We start from the raw sequence: 16353 nt of genomic DNA on the forward strand, positions 1-16353 counted from the left end.
TGTTAGGCGAATGCTTTTCATCCACCTCTAATCATTTTTTTGTAACTCGATAAACCATTAAATAATGCGTCAAATTAATTGGATCGTAGCATCAAGTGCAATGCTATTATCAATCTATTCTTGTAATAAGAAATCTGCTGAAAAAACGGAAGACATCAAATCGGTACCGGTAATTACGGTGCAAAAGAAAGATACTTTGGTCAGCAGCGAATATGTAGCTGAAGTTCAAGCTAAAAAAAATATTGAAATACATGCCAGAATTGCCGGTTTGTTGCAAAATGTTGCCGTACATGAAGGTCAGTTCGTAGAACAAGGTCAGTTACTGTTCAAAATTAACGATTCCGAATTGCAAATCGATTTGTTGAAAGCCAATGCCGGAACTAAGCAAGCCGAAGCCGATGTGAGCATTGCAAAAGTAGAAGTAAACCAAGCCGAAAGCCTGTATGCAAAGAAATTTATTGCTAAAAACGAATTGGAAATGGCCAAGGCTAAATTGTCCGCTGCAAGAGCAAAACAAGCTTATGCCGATGCCGAAAGAAAAGCCGTACTTCAAAAAATTAGCTTTACCAATGTTAGAGCTCCTTTTTCCGGGGTGATGAATAATATTCCGCTAAAAGAAGGAAGTTTGGTAGAAAGCGGAACTCTTTTAACCACCTTGTCTCAGCTCAATGAAGTGTATGCCTATTTCTCGATTCCAGAAGATATGTATTTTGAAATGCTGAAAGATGGAGAGTTGGATCCAACAACCCAAATCGAATTGATCCTTCCAAACGGACAGAAATACGATTTCCATGGAGTTATGAACAATGCCGAAGGCGAAATCGACCGATCTACAGGATCCATTCGTTACAAAGTTGCTTTCCCAAACCCGGATCGCTACATCAAGCACGGGACTTCGGGTAAGTTAATCATTTCAGAACATCAACCCAATGCCATTGTTATCCCTCAAAAAGCAACCTTCTCCATTCAAGATAAAGTCTATGTTTTCGTAGTAAATAAAAATAATGTGGTGAAAATGACCCATGTAAATGTGGCTGAAACTCTTAAAAATTCGTATTTGATTGATGGTGGACTAAATCCTGGAGATCGAATTGTTTTGGAAGGTACACAGTCCTTGAGAGACGGACAAAAAGTTAATATTCAAAAATAAAATTCCCCAATTATAAATAATTTATCATGGTTGAAATGTTTATTCGGCGAAAAGTTCTTTCGCTAGTTATATCAATTATCATCGTGTTGTTGGGAGTTTTTGCTTTGCTAAAATTGCCCATCACACAATTCCCAGATATCGTACCACCCTCTGTTACGGTAACTGCAAAATATACCGGTGCAAATGCCGAAGTATCGGCCAATGCTGTAGCTCTACCTTTAGAAAGAGCCATCAATGGAGTGCCAGGAATGACTTATATGTCCACCGTAACTTCCAACGATGGACTTACCATGATCCAGGTTTTCTTTGAAGTGGGCATCGATCCGGATGTTGCCGCAGTAAATGTTCAGAACAGGGTAACCACCATTTTGGACGAATTGCCGGAAGAGGTAATCCGTGCCGGAGTAACTACAGAAAAAGAGGTGAACTCCATGTTGATGTACCTGAACATTACCAGTAAAGACGATAGCCAAGACGAGCAGTTTATCTACAACTTTACCGACATCAACATCTTGCAAGAACTGAAAAGAATTGATGGTGTAGGTCGTGCTGAAATTATGGGACAAAAAGAATACTCCATGAGGGTATGGTTGGATCCACAAAAAATGACCGCTTACAAAGTTTCTGCCGACGATGTCATCAAAGCTTTACAAAAACAAAACATTGCCGCTGCCCCAGGAAAAGTAGGGGAGGCTTCAGGAAAAACCAACAGCCACTTGCAGTATGTTATCAAATATACCGGGAAATTCTTCCAACCCGAACAATATGAGGAAATCCCAATAAAAGCCGATGCTGAAGGAACCATACTAAAGTTGAGAGATCTTGCAAAGGTAGAATTTGGTGCCATGAACTACGGAATGGTTTCTAAAACCGACGGAAGACCCTCTGCATCCATCATGATGAAACAAAGACCGGGATCCAACGCATCTGAAGTAATTAAAAATGTAAAAGCCAAAATGGCTGAGCTTAAGGAAACCTCCTTCCCACCGGGTATGGAGTACAACTTGGCTTATGATGTTTCCCGATTTTTGGATGCTTCCATGTCAGCGGTGATCAAAACATTAATAGAAGCTTTTATCCTTGTGGGGATTGTGGTATTCTTGTTCTTGCAAGATTGGCGATCGACACTAATTCCGGTGTTGGCAGTTCCTGTGGCTTTGGTAGGGACATTTGCCTTCATGCAAACTTTAGATTTCTCCATCAACTTGCTTACGCTTTTCGCCTTGGTATTGGCCATTGGTATTGTTGTCGATAATGCAATTGTAGTGGTAGAAGCTGTCCATGTAAAAATGGAAGAAGGTATGCAACCTTTAGAAGCAACCATTTGTGCCACCAAAGAAATTGCCGGTGCTGTAGTAGCCATTACCATTGTGATGTCGGCAGTATTTATACCGGTTGCGTTTTTGAGCGGTCCGGTTGGGGTTTTCTACCGTCAGTTTTCACTGACTTTGGCCATCAGTATTGTGATTTCCGGGGTCAATGCATTAACGCTTACTCCTGCTTTGTGTGCCATTATCCTGAAACCTCACAGTCACGATAAAAAGAAAGGTTTGATGGACCGGTTTTTTGCATCCTTCAACCGAGGTTTCGATAAAATGACTGATGGATACACCAATATGCTTTCCAAATTTGCTACTAAAACGACAGTAACATTTGGGGTACTCTTGCTTTTTGTAGCTTTGTTAATGGCGACTTCCAGATTTTTACCAACAGGATTTATCCCAATGGAAGACCAAGGTATGGCTTATGTGAGTGTTACCACACCTCAAGGGGCAACGGTAGAGAGAACGGAAAAAGTTTTGGATCAAGTAGAAGCCGTTGCCAAAAAAATTAATGGGGTCGAAAATGTAACCACTCTGGCAGGATACAGTATTGTTACCGAAATTGCAGGTGCCTCATACGGTATGGCGATGATCAACCTTAAAGACTGGAGTGAAAGATCCGTTTCTGTAGAAGATTTTATTGCCGAACTCAAAGAGAAAACCAAAAATATTGCCGATGCCGAGATTGAAGTCTTTGCACCACCAACCGTTCCCGGATTTGGAAATACCAGCGGATTCGAACTTCGTTTGTTGGACAAAACAGGAGGTTCTTTGGAGCATACAGATAAAGTCGTGAAGGATTTTGTGAAAAAACTAAACGACTCTCCAGAATTGCAGAACAGTTTTACCAGTTTTGATGCCACCTTCCCGCAATACATGATCTCAATAGATTATGATATGGCTGCTAAAAAAGGTGTTTCTGTGGACAATGCCATGTCTACCTTGCAAACCCTTTTAGGATCGTATTATGCCACCAACTTTATCCGATTCAGTCAGATGTATAAAGTGATGGTGCAAGCCAGCCCCGAACACAGAGATACTCCAGAAAGTATATTGAATCTTTATGTAAAAAGCGAATCGGGCGAGATGGTTCCATTTTCCACATTTATTAAAATTGAAAAAGTGTACGGACCAGAAGTTTTGACCCGTTACAATATGTATTCGTCAGCGATGATTAATGGTGAGCCGGCACAAGGATACAGTTCGGGTGATGCCATTGCTGCGGTAGAAAAAATTGCGGAAGAAGAATTACCAAGAGGATTTTCCGTGGAATGGTCCGGGATGACCCGTGAAGAAATCCTTTCAGGTAACCAAACCATCTACATCTTTGCCGTTTGTTTGCTTTTCGTTTATTTATTATTGGCGGCACAATACGAAAGTTTCTTGTTGCCTCTGCCGGTACTTCTTTCTTTGCCAATGGGGATTTTCGGATCCTATATTGCCTTATTGGCAGTCGGGTTGGACAATAACATCTATGCGCAGGTTGCACTGGTCATGTTGATTGGATTGTTGGCAAAAAATGCCATTCTCATTGTAGAATTTGCCATACAAAGAAACAAAGAAGGTTACGACATTATTCCTGCAGCCATCGAAGGTGCTAGACAAAGACTTAGACCAATTTTGATGACTTCTTTTGCATTCATCGCCGGGTTGATTCCTTTGGTTGTTGCATCTGGAGCCGGAGCAACCGGTAACCGATCCATCGGAACCGCTGCTGCTGGAGGAATGCTCATAGGGACTGTTTTCGGATTGGTCGTAATCCCAGGATTGTATATTTTCTTTGCAAAACTTGAACAAAAAAAAGTAAAAAAAGATGAACAAATTTCATAAATATAGCCTTGTCGGAGTTGCCTTTTTAGCCTTGGCTTCTTGTGCCGTTCCTAAGGTAAACGATATTAAAAAACCAATGGAAATTCCCGTTGAGAACGCCAATCAACCAACTCCACAAACGGAAAGTATTTCCTTGAAAGAGTTTTTTGCCGATCCTGAACTTCAAATTTTATTTGATGAAGTGGTGGCCGCAAACCCCGATTTCCAAATTGCACAACAACGATTGGAAATTGCCAACAGCTTTCTTCAACGATCCAAAATGGCCTTGTTGCCCAGTTTGGAAGTAGGTGCTGTTGCAAGCATGGATCATTATGGTAAATATACGACGGAAAGCATTGGAAATAGAGAAACCAACGCCACACCCGGTTTGGATAGATCGGAGCAAATTAATGAAAACCTGAACCCCAATTATTGGTTGGGAGCTCGATCTTCATGGGAAATTGATGCTTGGGGAAAATTGAAAAGTCAAAAATTGGCCGCTCAAAAAAGATATTTGGCCTCAGAGGAAGGAATTCGTTTGATTCAGGTAGAATTGTTTACCAATGTTGCTCAACTCTATTATCAGTTGATCATGTTGGATAAAAAATTAGAAATCTACCAGAAAAACTTAAAGCTTCAACAAAAAGCCTACGAAATTGTAAAAGCGCAAAGAGAAGTTGGGAAAGTTACCGAATTGGCAGTTCAGCAGTTTAAAGCCCAAAACAACAACATCTTGGCCGAGTTGGAGTATATAAAAGCCGAAATTGTTTCTAATGAAAAAGCCATTGCAACGCTTACAGGCAAATACGGAACTGTAGTCCAAAGATCTTCCACTCTTTTGCCAACGCAGATTTCTATTTTAAACCAAGACATGGACATCAATAAAATCATCCATTCCAGACCGGATGTCGCTGCAAATTACTTGGTTTTGGAAGCGAGTCATGCAGATGCCAAAGCGGCTAGAGCTGCTTTTTATCCAAAAATTGATCTAAATGCATCGTTGGGTTTGAATTCATTTAACGCAGGGAAATTATTCAGTCCAAGTTCTTTGGCGGGTCAATTGTTGGGCGGTTTTATGGTACCTATTTTTAATAAAGGTCAGTTAAAACACGATTTTAATGTTGCAAGTAAGGAGCAAGAGATTGCTTTTTTAACCTATCAAAAAAGCATTACAACGGCTTTCAATGAATTGCAATCCGTACTGAAACAAATGAGGATTTTTGAAAAAGTTCTTACACTGAAATCCGAAGAAGTTCAGTCGTTGGATAAGGGGATTGTCATTTCCAACGATTTGTACATCACCGGTTATGCCAATTATTTGGAACTGATCAACTCTCAGAAATCAAAACTTCAAGCGGAATTGGATATGCTTCAATTCCAACATCAAAATACACAGAATAATATTTTATTATTCAAAGCTTTGGGAGGTAAATTGTAATTGGTATGCAATTATTTTCATCGGGGATTCACCATTTTGTGAATCCCTTTTTTTTACTTGAGAATCTTTAATATTATTGATTTCAACACCCGTTTTTAGACTAAATATTTATATTTTTACCACTTAATTTTTAAAATTTTATGGCTTCAGGAATTTTTGCAATTTTAGATGATATTGCAGCTTTGATGGACGATGTCGCATCGGCAAGTAAGATAGCAACAGGAAAAACCGCAGGTATCTTGGGCGACGATCTTGCTGTAAATGCAGAAAAAGCAACAGGTTTTGTTTCCTCCAGAGAACTGCCTGTTTTGTGGGCCATCACCAAAGGTTCTTTTCTTAACAAAGTGATCATTGTTCCCATCGCTCTTTTACTCAATGCTTTTTTACCCAAAGCCATTGTCATCATCCTTATTTTGGGTGGTGTTTACTTGGCTTACGAAGGCGTAGAAAAAATTGTGGAATATTTTTTCCATAAAAAACACGACGATCATGACAACCTGAAGGAAGTTTTGAAAGACGACAATGCCGATGAAAATTCTGAAAAAATAAAAATAAAATCGGCCATTACAACGGACTTTATTCTGTCTATTGAAATTGTTATCATCGCTTTGGGGAGCGTCTTGGGACAAGCTCTACCCATACAGATTATGACGGTTTCTGTCGTTTCTGTATTGGCTACCGTTGGGGTTTACGGAATTGTTGCCCTTATCGTTCGTATGGACGATGCAGGTTATAGCCTGATGAGAAAATCCAATGAAAAAGGATTACTAAACCAAGTTGGGAAACTATTGGTCCATGCACTTCCGGTGGTTATCAAAATCCTAGGTGTGGTGGGTACTGTTGCCTTGTTGTTGGTCTCTGGCGGTATTTTTGTTCATAATATCGATGCCTTGCATCATCTTTTTCCGCAAGTTCCTTCGATTGTGACGGAGTTTGTTGCAGGAAGTATTGTTGGTTTAGTAGCCGTCATTTTGATGTCTGGATTAAAACGAATTAAAAAAGCATTTTAAGAGTATTTTAAATTGGATCTAAACACCTCCTTAGAGTTTGTAAAAGGAATTGGCACAGAAAGGGCCAAACTTATGGCATCGGTTCTGGAACTAAGAACCGTGGTGGATTTGTTGAATTTTTACCCGCTCCGATATTTGGACAAATCCAAAGTACACACCGTGAGATCCATCTCGCAATCGGATCAATTAGAAATCCAACTGAAAGGGAAAATCAAAGATCTGAAAGAATTCGGGAACGGAAGAGCCAAACGATTGGTAGCAAAATTCACCGACGGTACAGGAACCATGGATTTGGTCTGGTTTCAGTATTCAAGATGGATGCTCGATCAAATTCCACAAAATACAGAAGTCTATATCTACGGTCGAGTTCAGGAGTTTAACGGTTTTTTTTCCATGCCGCATCCGGAAATTGAAAAGGAAGATGACGCTAAGCAAGAACGCTACCTGAAACCCATCTATCCCAGTTCGGAAAAATTAACAAAAAGAGGACTCAACCAAAAATTTTTTCAAAATTTATTGAAATTTATTTGTTCAGAAATTCCTCAGTTGATTGCTGAAAATCTTAATCCAGAAATCATTTCGGGACTCAAGTTGATGTCCCGACAAGCGGCCTTGCTCAATATTCATTTTCCAAAAGACCTAACCCATTTTCAACAAGCTGAAAGAAGAATAAAATTTGAAGAAGCCTTTTATTTTCAGCTGAGTTTTGGATTGAAAAAACAAAATCACAAAAGCCAAGCGGTTGGCAATCCAATGCCTATTGTTGGGGATTATTTTAATACTTTTTATCAACACAATTTACCTTTCGAACTGACCAATGCTCAGAAAAAAGTGGTCAAAGAAATCCGAACCGACCTGAAAAAACCCATACAGATGAACCGGCTTCTGCAAGGCGATGTGGGTTCTGGTAAAACCATGGTTGCTCTTTTGTCCATGCTTTTGGCTTTGGACAACGGTTTCCAATCGTGCATGATGGCACCCACAGAAATTTTGGCAACTCAGCATTTTCAAGGCATTCAGGAATTGTTAGAAAATACCGGAATAAAAGTGCGATTGCTGACCGGTTCTACTAAAAAATCGGAAAGAAAAATCATTCATGAAGAATTGCTTTCTGGCGAATTGCCCATTTTGGTAGGCACACATGCCGTTTTGGAAAAAGTGGTGGAATTTCGAAATTTAGGATTGGCGATTATTGATGAACAACATCGTTTTGGGGTTGCACAAAGAGCCAAATTGTGGGCGAAAAATAAAATTCCGCCACATGTTTTGGTAATGACAGCAACGCCCATACCCAGGACTTTGGCAATGAGTTTCTACAGCGATTTGGATGTCTCTGTAATCGACGAAATGCCGGTGGGTAGAAAGCCTATCATTACAGCACATCGAAGAGAAAAAGACAGGGCATCGGTGTATCAATTTGCTAAAGAAGAAATAGCAAAAGGAAGGCAGGTTTATTTTGTATATCCCTTAATCGAAGAATCCGAATCGTTGGATTATAAAAATTTAATGGAAGGATTTGAGCAAATTGCTCATGATTTTCAAGGGTTGAACATCACCATTCTTCATGGAAAACTAAAGCCCGAAGAAAAGGAAAATAACATGCAGTATTTTGCTTCTGGAAAAGCTCAAATAATGGTGGCCACCACCGTGATAGAGGTCGGAGTTAATGTTCCTAATGCTTCTGTCATGGTTATTGAAAGTTCGGAGAGATTTGGACTTTCGCAACTTCACCAACTTCGTGGAAGGGTAGGCCGAGGTGCCGAACAAAGCTACTGCATCCTGATGACCGGAGATAAAATGAGTAAAGAAGGGAGGTTGAGGATAAAAACCATGTGCCAAACCAATGACGGATTCAAAATTTCTGAAGTCGATATGCAACTTCGTGGTCCCGGTGATATTTTGGGTACGCAACAAAGCGGTGTAATTGATTTTAAAAAATTGGATTTGGTGAAGGATGGAAACATCATCAAAACTTCAAAAGATATGGTGGAAGATATTTTGACAAAAGATCCTTTATTGCTGTTTCCCAATCATCAGATCTTAAAAAATTATTATCTGCAACAGTATAGAAACAGACATCAGTGGAGTAAGATTTCCTAAAGTTTTTTTCGAACTAAAAGAAAAAGCCGTCCCCAAAAGAGACGGCTTTATAATTTACAAATTGATTCTTCAAATAGACTATTTGAAAGTATATCCCAAACCTAGTTGGAAAACATTGTTTCTAACAGCATCACCAGAATTGTTTTTTGCAATATCGGTAATACCTGCCGTATATCTTGCATTCATGTACAAGTTAGGAGTAAAGTTGTAAGCGGCCCCTAATCCAATTCCGAAATCGAAAGTATTGACAATGTCTTTCATGTCTTGAGATGCAGAAATACCGTTATATTTTGCTTTTGCTTTTGCAGAAGTCAAGAAACCAAATTGTGGACCGGCCTCAACTTTAAAATCTTCTGCCAATTCATACTGAAACATAATTGGAACATTGATGTATCCTAAGTTAAAGTGAACTTCAGCAGAGCTTGGCAAACCAAAACTTCCATTTTTTAATTCAGCACCTTGTGCGCTATAGATAACTTCTGGTTGAATGCTTAATTTTGCTGTCAATGGAGCGTTCAAAGTTAACCCAGCGTAATATCCAAATTGACTTTTAGTATCGTCTTCGGTTAAAGAAGATAAGTTACCTCCTGCTTTTACTCCGATTTTTTGTGCCATAGCCATAGTTCCGAAAACCATTGCTAATCCTAAAATTACTTTTTTCATGTTGTATTAAATGTTTAATTTCTTTATAGTTTTAGATATTTGTCAAAAGGTATGCCAAAATAATATTTTCATGTATTTTTTTATCGAGTACCGTTGTGGTATTCCATTAAGTAATCGTCCATAACATAACCTTCGCCGATGTCAAAAATGCCCTCGGAATAAACGGAAAAGCCTAATTTTTGGTAAAATTCTTTTGCGCGGTTGTACTTGTTCACATTTAAAATAATTCTGTGATTTCCATAATCCATAGATTTCTTTTTTAAAAAATCGATGCATTGTTTTCCGTAACCTTTTCCTTGGGTTTCTGGTAATAAATAAAGTCTGTGAAGTTTTGTGCAACCTTGTTCGTAATCAAATTCAAACCCGATGAATCCTAAGTTTTCATGATTTTCTTGGATCAAATAATAAAAATAATGGGGTTGATCTTGGATGTGAGAAAGAAGCTCACCCTCAGAATACATGGTCGATAGCATGTATTCGATTTGTGAGGTCGAAAGAATGTTGTTGTACGCCGATTTCCAAGATTTGTCGGCTAAATCCTGAAGGGTTTTAATGTCTTTTTTATCGGCTAAAATAAATTGTATCATCGTGCGAAAATATAAAAAAAACATCCACCAATTTTTGATGGATGCTGATTTGTATTATTTTTTGAAATTAAGATCCCGTATAAAATTTAAACAAACCCTAAATTCCGGACATTTCGGATTTAATTTTGTCTTTCAACTCCGGACTTGCCGCCACCAAAGGCAATCTCAAATAATTTTTAATGATGCCCATTTCTGCCAATACGGTTTTGATGCCGCAAGGGTTTCCTTCAGCAAAAATCAGTCGGGTAATTTCAACCAATTTATTGTGGATGGCATACGCCTCGTCCACTTTTCTGTCAAATGCCAACTGCACCATGGTCGAAAATTCTTTAGGATACGCTTGTGCAATTACAGAAATTACGCCGGCACCACCTGCCAAAGTTACAGGTAGGGTATATTCGTCATCACCAGAAACCAATTGGAAATTTTCAGGTTTGTTTCTTAGGATGTCGAAATATTGTAAAATATTGGGTGCCGCTTCTTTGATCATGAACAAGTTTGGAAATTCATGAGCCAATCTCAAAGTGGTTTTAGCATCGATATTCTGACCGGTTCTGGACGGAACATTGTAGATGATGATCTGCTTCCCGGTACTTGCCAAAACTTTGTAATGTTGATAAAGACCTTCTTGGTTGGGCTTGTTATAATAAGGAGAAACCGAAAGAATGGCTTGGAAATCACTAAGATCTGTAGATTCTATCTGTTTTTTTACTTCCATGGTGTTGTTACCACCGATGCCCAATACCAATGGCAACCTGCCGGCATTGGCTTTTACGATATGGTCGATGACTTGCTTTTTCTCTTCAGTAGAAAGTGTTGCCGCCTCTGCTGTGGTTCCTAAAACGACCAAAAACTGAGTCCCGTTTTCGATGTTGAAGTTAACCAGTTTGGTTAATGATTCGAAATCGATGCTTAAATCTTCATTGAAAGGGGTTACCAAAGCAACTCCAACGCCTTTTAATATACTCATGGATGATTTTTTTTTGAATTTCAAAGATATGAATTTATCATAAAAATAAATACCAAATAAAAGTGATTGGCATAAAAATATTCAAAATAAAGTTGTTTTTCAATTGAAAAAACAGTCTTGGGATTAAGAGCAATAAACCATAAAAAAGAGATAAAATAAACATAGACTTCATGATTAAAATTTATATTTGCATTATAATAGATTTTTTTATGCGAAAAAATACAGCCATACTTTTGTTCGCCTCTTTGGCAATGGTTTCTTGTCGGACTTCTGCGCCTTTGAAAGTATCAGAAGTAAAATACGAGAAAAATGCTCCGGTAACTTCAAAAATTAATGAAGATAAAGCCATAAATGCTGTTATTGCTCCGTACAAATCCAAACTAGAAGGAGTGATGAATACCAAAATTTCTCACACAGCAAAGGAACTTAACAAAACAGGAGACAATTCGCCCTTGGGGAATTTATTGGCAGATTATACCCTAGAAGGTGCTGAATCTTGGGGTTTGAAAAATGGAATCTCAAAGATAGATGCTGCTGTGGTCAATATCGGTGGCATCCGAAATATCATTCCGGCAGGAGATATCATCACCAAACAAATTTATGAAGTGATGCCTTTTGAGAATGAATTGGTTATTGTAAAACTGAAAGGGAGCGACCTACAAGGTTTGTACGACTATTATGCAAAAACCGAAAAAAACAATCCGGTTTCTAAGATTCAGATAGAAACGCTCAACCATCAATTGGTGAAGCAACTTATCGATGGCAAAGCAATAGATCCTCATAAAATATACACCATAGCCACTTCGGATTATTTGGCTTTAGGTGGGGACAACATGTCGTTTTTCTCAAAAGGTGAAATGATTTCTACGGGGCTGAAACTGAGGGAAGTTTATTTGGGAAAATTTAAAAACAATCCTGAGATTGTAGCACCCACCGACATCCGATTGGTATTCAAAAAATAAAAGCCATAAACATGAATAGAAAAGACTTTTTAAAAATAGTAGGCGGAAGTACATTGGCAGCAACTTTGGTACCTCAAGGTTTAATGGCAGAATCCTTTGTTGGAAACCGATTGTTAGCCCCAAAGAAATTAACCATTCTGCATACCAACGATCAACACAGCAGGATAGAACCTTTTGACGAGTCCTATACCCGAAATCCCAACCAAGGTGGTTTTGCAAGAAGGGCAACGCTGATCCAACAAATTCGAGAGCAAGAAAACAATGTTTTGCTTTTGGATTGCGGAGATATTTTCCAAGGAACACCGTACTTTAATTTTTTCGGTGGTGAGTTGGAGTTCAAACTGATGTCGATGATGAAGTACGATGCCGCAACCATGGGGAACCACGATTTCGACAACGGTTTAGAAGGTTTTGATAAAGCACTTCCCAATGCCAAATTTCCTTTTATCTGCTCCAATTACGACTTCAAAAACACCCTTTTGGATGGCAAAACCGAGCCGTATAAGATTTTTAATAAAAACGGAATAAAAGTAGGAGTTTTTGGCGTAGGCATTGAACTGGAAGGCTTGGTAGGAAAGAAAAGCTATGGCGAAACGGTGTACCATCACCCTGTAGATGTCGCACAGCACTATGCCGATATGTTAAGAAACGATAAAAAGTGCGATGTGGTTATCTGTTTGTCCCACATCGGTTACGACTATCGTGATAATCCGCAAAAAATATCGGATAAAATCTTGGCTCAAAAAACGGACAACATCGATCTGATCTTAGGAGGACATACCCATACTTTCCTGAAGGAACCCCAATCCATGATCAATAAAAATGGGAAAACGGTACTGGTTAATCAGGTCGGATGGGCAGGATTGATGCTCGGAAGATTGGATTTTTACTTTGATACACAAAAAAATATTCAGAAAATTTCTTGGAATAATTTAGAAATTAACGACCAAATTTTAGCATAATTCATCATGAGAAAGTCGTATTTACTTCTTGCGTTGGCCTTAGGAATTCAGCAGTTTTCGGCACAAACCATATCTTCAAAAAAATGGAACGATTTGTTTTCATACAACAATATTTTGTCCATCAAAGAAGACAAAGGAACCCTGATTGCCGCAACAGAAAATGGAATTTTTTATTACAATACTTCATCTGGAGAAATTCGTAAATTGTCAAAAGCCAACGGTTTGCACGAAGTGAAAATTACGGCATTCGATTATAACCCGACCACACAAATCGGGTTGGTAGGGTATGCCAACGGCTCTATGGATGTTATTGGTCCTGATGGAATTTCTTACATTGTCGATATCCCAATTGCAACGGGTTTTACGGGTAATAAGAGAATTAACCACATCAATATTTCTGGAAATCTTGCAGTGATTTCGGTTAATTATGGTGTGTCCATTTTCAAATTGGATAAAAAAGAATTTGCACAGTCTGCTTTTTTTGTAAACAACGGCATTTTTGAAGCCGCTAGAGAAGCCTCCATAAAAGACGACAAAGTCTATGTGGCAACAGCAACAGGACTGAAGTACCACGATATTAATGTTACTTTTCCGGTGTACAATACCTGGACAACTTTGTTAAATGGAGATTTTACACAAGCCGATTCCGAAAATTATGCTGTGGTATCTACTCCCAACACGGTTTATTTTGAATCTGGAGGCGTGTTCTCGCCCATCGCGCAAAATTTTGTGGAAATAAAAGATGTGGTAGCAACCGATCAAAATATTGTGGTAACCGACAAGCAACGCGTCTATGTATTCAGCAATACCGGACAGTACCAAAGCACTCCTGATTTTGGTGAAGATTGCAATACGGCTTCTTTTGTTGGTAATAAAATCTTTGGCGGAACGCCCAACTCTGGAGTAAAAGACGAGTCGAAAATGCAGTACAAACCAGACGGTCCATATAAAAATACATCGTATAAAATGTCCTTGTTGGGCAATCAGATTTGGGTTGCATCTGGTGGTTTGTCTTCCTACGCTGGTGCTATTGAAAGAAATTTAGGCTATTATCATTTTGATGGAAACCAATGGAATTATCCACAATATTTTGTCAATAATCCAAAGAAATTCAATGTTTTGGATGTCGTTGCCAATCCTCAAAATCCAACAGAAGTATATTTCACCAACTACATTTTTGCAGCCGGTGACAAAGGAATTTATAAGATGGAAGGCAATGTATTTAAGAAGCAATACAAAGGCGACGACTCCAATCAATATTACAATCGACCGGTAGGTATTGCCTTTGACGAAGACAATAAAATGTTTGTATCGGTAACCACCATAGAAAATTCTCCTGCAACAACCGGATATTATTATTACAACGCTGCAGCAGATGATTTTACTTTGGTTCCGTTAATAAAATCGGGCGGTGTGCTGAAACCTTTGGTCAAAGACGGTTACCTTTTTATGCCTTGCCCTTATTTTGGCGACGGCGGTTTGATTATTAACAAATATGGAAATAATCCGAGCATGGCAGGTCCCAATACCATCATTAAAACTGAAAATAATCTACCGGTAAACGGTACGGTTTCTGCCGCTTTGGACAACGATGAAGATTTGTGGATCGGAACTCGTGAAGGGTTAAGGATACTTTCTAACCCAACTTCGGCCATTTCGGATACCGGAATACAAACTCAACCGGTGGTCATCATGCAAAACGGAATTCCTGAAGAATCGTTCAGGAACAATACCATACTTCAAATTGCTGTAGATTCAGGAAATCACAAGTGGGTTTCTGTGGATGGAGGTGGTGTGTATTACCTGAGTGCCAATGGGGAGCAAACCTTGAAGCATTTTACCAAAGAAAATTCGCCGCTACCAACCAATTCGGTTACCGATATTCAAATCGATCATAAGACCGGCAAAGTCTATTTTGTTAGTTTGGACGGAATTGTGGTTTACCAAAGTGATGCGATCGATGTCAATTCCAATTTTGGAAATGTTTTGGTCTATCCAAATCCAGTGGTTTATGCCCAATATAAAGGAAATGTGACCTTCAGAGGATTGGCGATGAAAACCAACATCCGGATTGCGGATGTTGCAGGAAATCTGGTGCATCAAGGGATTGCTAGAGGCGGTTTTTATGAGTGGAATCTCAGTAACCAAAGAGGGAATAGGGTAGCTTCAGGAGTCTATTTTGTACTCATGACCAACGAAGACGGCACCGACAAAGCAACCGCTAAGATTGCGGTAGTTAACTAGAACGATGACCACACAAACGGGTTTTTTATTGTCGTATGTAAAATACGGCGACTACGATGCGGTGTTGAACTGTTTTACAAAAGAAAAAGGCTATCAAAGTTTTTTTATTAAAGGAATTTTCTCATCAAAAAACAAAAAGAGATCGTATCTAAGACCTCTCAACGAGTTGTGTTTTACCTTTGCTAAGCTCAACAAATCCGGGAAAATGGATTTGGTAAGTCAAATGGATTTGGTAGAAAATCCAGACTTTTATCAAAATGTAAAATGCAATACCATCGTTTTTTTTATTGCTGAATTTCTCAATAGAAACCTGAAAAACGAAGCCGCTTCTGAGGTTTTGTATCAGGAAATTCTATGTTTTTTAAATGCTTTAGAACACGAAAATTATTGCAGCCACCATCTTTTTATGTTTCAGTTTCTTCGATTCTTAGGATTTGTTCCACTTTTGGATGAAGGACTGTTTCTAGATCCCGAAAAAGGAAGTTTTGTATCGCAATCCACTCATCATCTTTTTGATGAAGGAGTTTCTGCCGTTTGGAAAGAATTAATTTCCACAGAAGATCCCTATGGCTTTGTCATTCCATCACGGTTTAGAAGAGCTTTTTTAGAGAGCTTGTTGGTGTATTTCCAAATTCATGTCAGCGAATTTCGTGAGCCACAGTCGCTAGAAATTGTTCAGCAACTTTTTGAATAAGGTGTGCGAAATTAAATTTTCACTCGATAGATATCCGTTGCGTTTCTTTTGATGTTCGGGACAAAAAATCCGCCTTCTTCCGGAATAACCTCTTTGAGGTCGAAACGGCTACAATCCTTTGGTAACCCTGTAAATACCAGGGTGAACCAATAGTCTTTCATGGGATGAACTTCTGTCCAATTTGGGAAAATAGAAATGTTTTCTGCATGTACCAATTGACATTCGTGGCCGCTTTCTTTATCGATAAGCACAGTTGTAGGCCAAATTCTAATCATATTTCCCCAAAATGGACTTGCCGGAAACATACAGTGGACAATCACTTGTCTTTCCTCAATCACTTTAGGATCTATAGATCCCTGTATTTCTTTTGCAATAGACGGTTGGTCAATGTTTTCCATAATAATATCCAAATTCTTTTTGGATGTAAATTGATCTTGCAAAC

13 protein-coding genes are annotated in these 16353 nt (G+C 38.8%); 9 read left to right on the forward strand and 4 right to left on the reverse strand.

Annotated features, from left to right (window positions below):
• Positions 1 to 64 precede the first annotated feature (64 nt).
• From EIY84_RS03845 to recG, 5 genes are all read left to right on the forward strand, one after another.
• On the forward strand, positions 65 to 1150 hold the full coding sequence (locus tag EIY84_RS03845) for an efflux RND transporter periplasmic adaptor subunit (RefSeq protein ID WP_241154725.1): 1086 nt from the start codon (positions 65 to 67) through the stop codon (positions 1148 to 1150).
• 26 nt (positions 1151 to 1176) lie between these two features.
• Positions 1177 to 4302 (forward strand): efflux RND transporter permease subunit, encoded by a 3126-nt coding sequence (locus EIY84_RS03850; RefSeq protein WP_124640598.1) that lies wholly within the window; start codon positions 1177 to 1179, stop codon positions 4300 to 4302.
• The gene (locus tag EIY84_RS03855; protein WP_124640599.1) at positions 4286 to 5719 is read left to right on the forward strand and encodes an efflux transporter outer membrane subunit; all 1434 of its coding nucleotides are present in this window, start codon (positions 4286 to 4288) and stop codon (positions 5717 to 5719) included. Before EIY84_RS03850 ends, EIY84_RS03855 begins: the two co-directional genes overlap by 17 nt.
• 140 nt (positions 5720 to 5859) lie before the next feature.
• Complete coding sequence (locus tag EIY84_RS03860) at positions 5860 to 6729, forward strand: DUF808 domain-containing protein (protein ID WP_124640600.1); 870 nt, start codon at positions 5860 to 5862, stop codon at positions 6727 to 6729.
• A 12-nt stretch (positions 6730 to 6741) separates the two neighbouring features.
• On the forward strand, positions 6742 to 8829 hold the full coding sequence (recG, locus tag EIY84_RS03865; protein ID WP_124640601.1) for an ATP-dependent DNA helicase RecG: 2088 nt from the start codon (positions 6742 to 6744) through the stop codon (positions 8827 to 8829).
• Positions 8830 to 8907: 78 nt separating this feature from the next.
• Here the strand turns inward: recG and EIY84_RS03870 are convergent, their stop codons facing one another.
• The 3 genes from EIY84_RS03870 to dapA all read right to left on the reverse strand — a co-directional run bounded on the left by EIY84_RS03870 (position 8908) and on the right by dapA (position 11049).
• On the reverse strand, positions 8908 to 9492 hold the full coding sequence (locus EIY84_RS03870) for a porin family protein (RefSeq protein WP_124640602.1): 585 nt from the start codon (positions 9490 to 9492) through the stop codon (positions 8908 to 8910).
• An 80-nt stretch (positions 9493 to 9572) separates the two neighbouring features.
• Positions 9573 to 10079, reverse strand: coding sequence for a GNAT family N-acetyltransferase (locus EIY84_RS03875; RefSeq protein ID WP_206428188.1), 507 nt, complete (start codon positions 10077 to 10079; stop codon positions 9573 to 9575).
• A 97-nt stretch (positions 10080 to 10176) separates the two neighbouring features.
• A complete protein-coding gene (dapA, locus tag EIY84_RS03880) occupies positions 10177 to 11049 on the reverse strand; it encodes a 4-hydroxy-tetrahydrodipicolinate synthase (RefSeq protein ID WP_124640603.1) in 873 nt (290 codons plus the stop codon).
• 209 nt (positions 11050 to 11258) lie between these two features.
• Between dapA and EIY84_RS03885 the strand changes: the two genes are divergently transcribed.
• From EIY84_RS03885 to recO, 4 genes are read left to right on the forward strand one after another with little or no spacing between them, the layout of a single operon-like run.
• A complete protein-coding gene (locus tag EIY84_RS03885; protein ID WP_124640604.1) occupies positions 11259 to 12011 on the forward strand; it encodes a 5'-nucleotidase C-terminal domain-containing protein in 753 nt (250 codons plus the stop codon).
• An 11-nt stretch (positions 12012 to 12022) separates the two neighbouring features.
• Positions 12023 to 12973: a bifunctional metallophosphatase/5'-nucleotidase gene (locus tag EIY84_RS03890; RefSeq protein ID WP_124640605.1), complete on the forward strand. Its 951-nt coding sequence runs from the start codon at positions 12023 to 12025 to the stop codon at positions 12971 to 12973.
• A 6-nt stretch (positions 12974 to 12979) separates the two neighbouring features.
• A complete protein-coding gene (gene porZ, locus EIY84_RS03895; protein ID WP_164472008.1) occupies positions 12980 to 15217 on the forward strand; it encodes a type IX secretion system anionic LPS delivery protein PorZ in 2238 nt (745 codons plus the stop codon).
• Between the two features lie 4 nt (positions 15218 to 15221).
• Positions 15222 to 15911, forward strand: a complete 690-nt coding sequence (gene recO / locus EIY84_RS03900) for a DNA repair protein RecO (RefSeq protein ID WP_124640606.1) — start codon at positions 15222 to 15224, stop codon at positions 15909 to 15911.
• A gap of 11 nt (positions 15912 to 15922) precedes the next feature.
• Here recO and EIY84_RS03905 read toward each other — a convergent pair whose 3' ends face one another.
• Entirely contained in the window at positions 15923 to 16309 is a 387-nt protein-coding gene (locus EIY84_RS03905; protein WP_241154726.1) for a hypothetical protein, read from the reverse strand.
• Positions 16310 to 16353: the final 44 nt, after the last annotated feature.

Origin of the sequence: Amniculibacterium aquaticum, from assembly GCF_003852705.1 — a bacterium.
In the GTDB taxonomy this organism is placed as follows: domain Bacteria; phylum Bacteroidota; class Bacteroidia; order Flavobacteriales; family Weeksellaceae; genus Amniculibacterium; species Amniculibacterium aquaticum.

Bases quoted from the DNA above. Each gene is read 5' to 3' on its own strand.
- EIY84_RS03885 (WP_124640604.1), top strand. From the start codon at position 11,259: ATGCGAAAAAATACAGCCATACTTTTGTTCGCCTCTTTGGCAATGGTT.
- EIY84_RS03855 (WP_124640599.1), top strand. From the start codon at position 4,286: ATGAACAAATTTCATAAATATAGCCTTGTCGGAGTTGCCTTTTTAGCC.
- EIY84_RS03870 (WP_124640602.1), bottom strand. From the start codon at position 9,492: ATGAAAAAAGTAATTTTAGGATTAGCAATGGTTTTCGGAACTATGGCT.
- EIY84_RS03845 (WP_241154725.1), top strand. From the start codon at position 65: ATGCGTCAAATTAATTGGATCGTAGCATCAAGTGCAATGCTATTATCA.
- EIY84_RS03890 (WP_124640605.1), top strand. From the start codon at position 12,023: ATGAATAGAAAAGACTTTTTAAAAATAGTAGGCGGAAGTACATTGGCA.
- EIY84_RS03860 (WP_124640600.1), top strand. From the start codon at position 5,860: ATGGCTTCAGGAATTTTTGCAATTTTAGATGATATTGCAGCTTTGATG.
- recO (WP_124640606.1), top strand. From the start codon at position 15,222: ATGACCACACAAACGGGTTTTTTATTGTCGTATGTAAAATACGGCGAC.
- porZ (WP_164472008.1), top strand. From the start codon at position 12,980: ATGAGAAAGTCGTATTTACTTCTTGCGTTGGCCTTAGGAATTCAGCAG.
- dapA (WP_124640603.1), bottom strand. From the start codon at position 11,049: ATGAGTATATTAAAAGGCGTTGGAGTTGCTTTGGTAACCCCTTTCAAT.
- EIY84_RS03905 (WP_241154726.1), bottom strand. From the start codon at position 16,309: ATGGAAAACATTGACCAACCGTCTATTGCAAAAGAAATACAGGGATCT.
- EIY84_RS03850 (WP_124640598.1), top strand. From the start codon at position 1,177: ATGGTTGAAATGTTTATTCGGCGAAAAGTTCTTTCGCTAGTTATATCA.
- EIY84_RS03875 (WP_206428188.1), bottom strand. From the start codon at position 10,079: ATGATACAATTTATTTTAGCCGATAAAAAAGACATTAAAACCCTTCAG.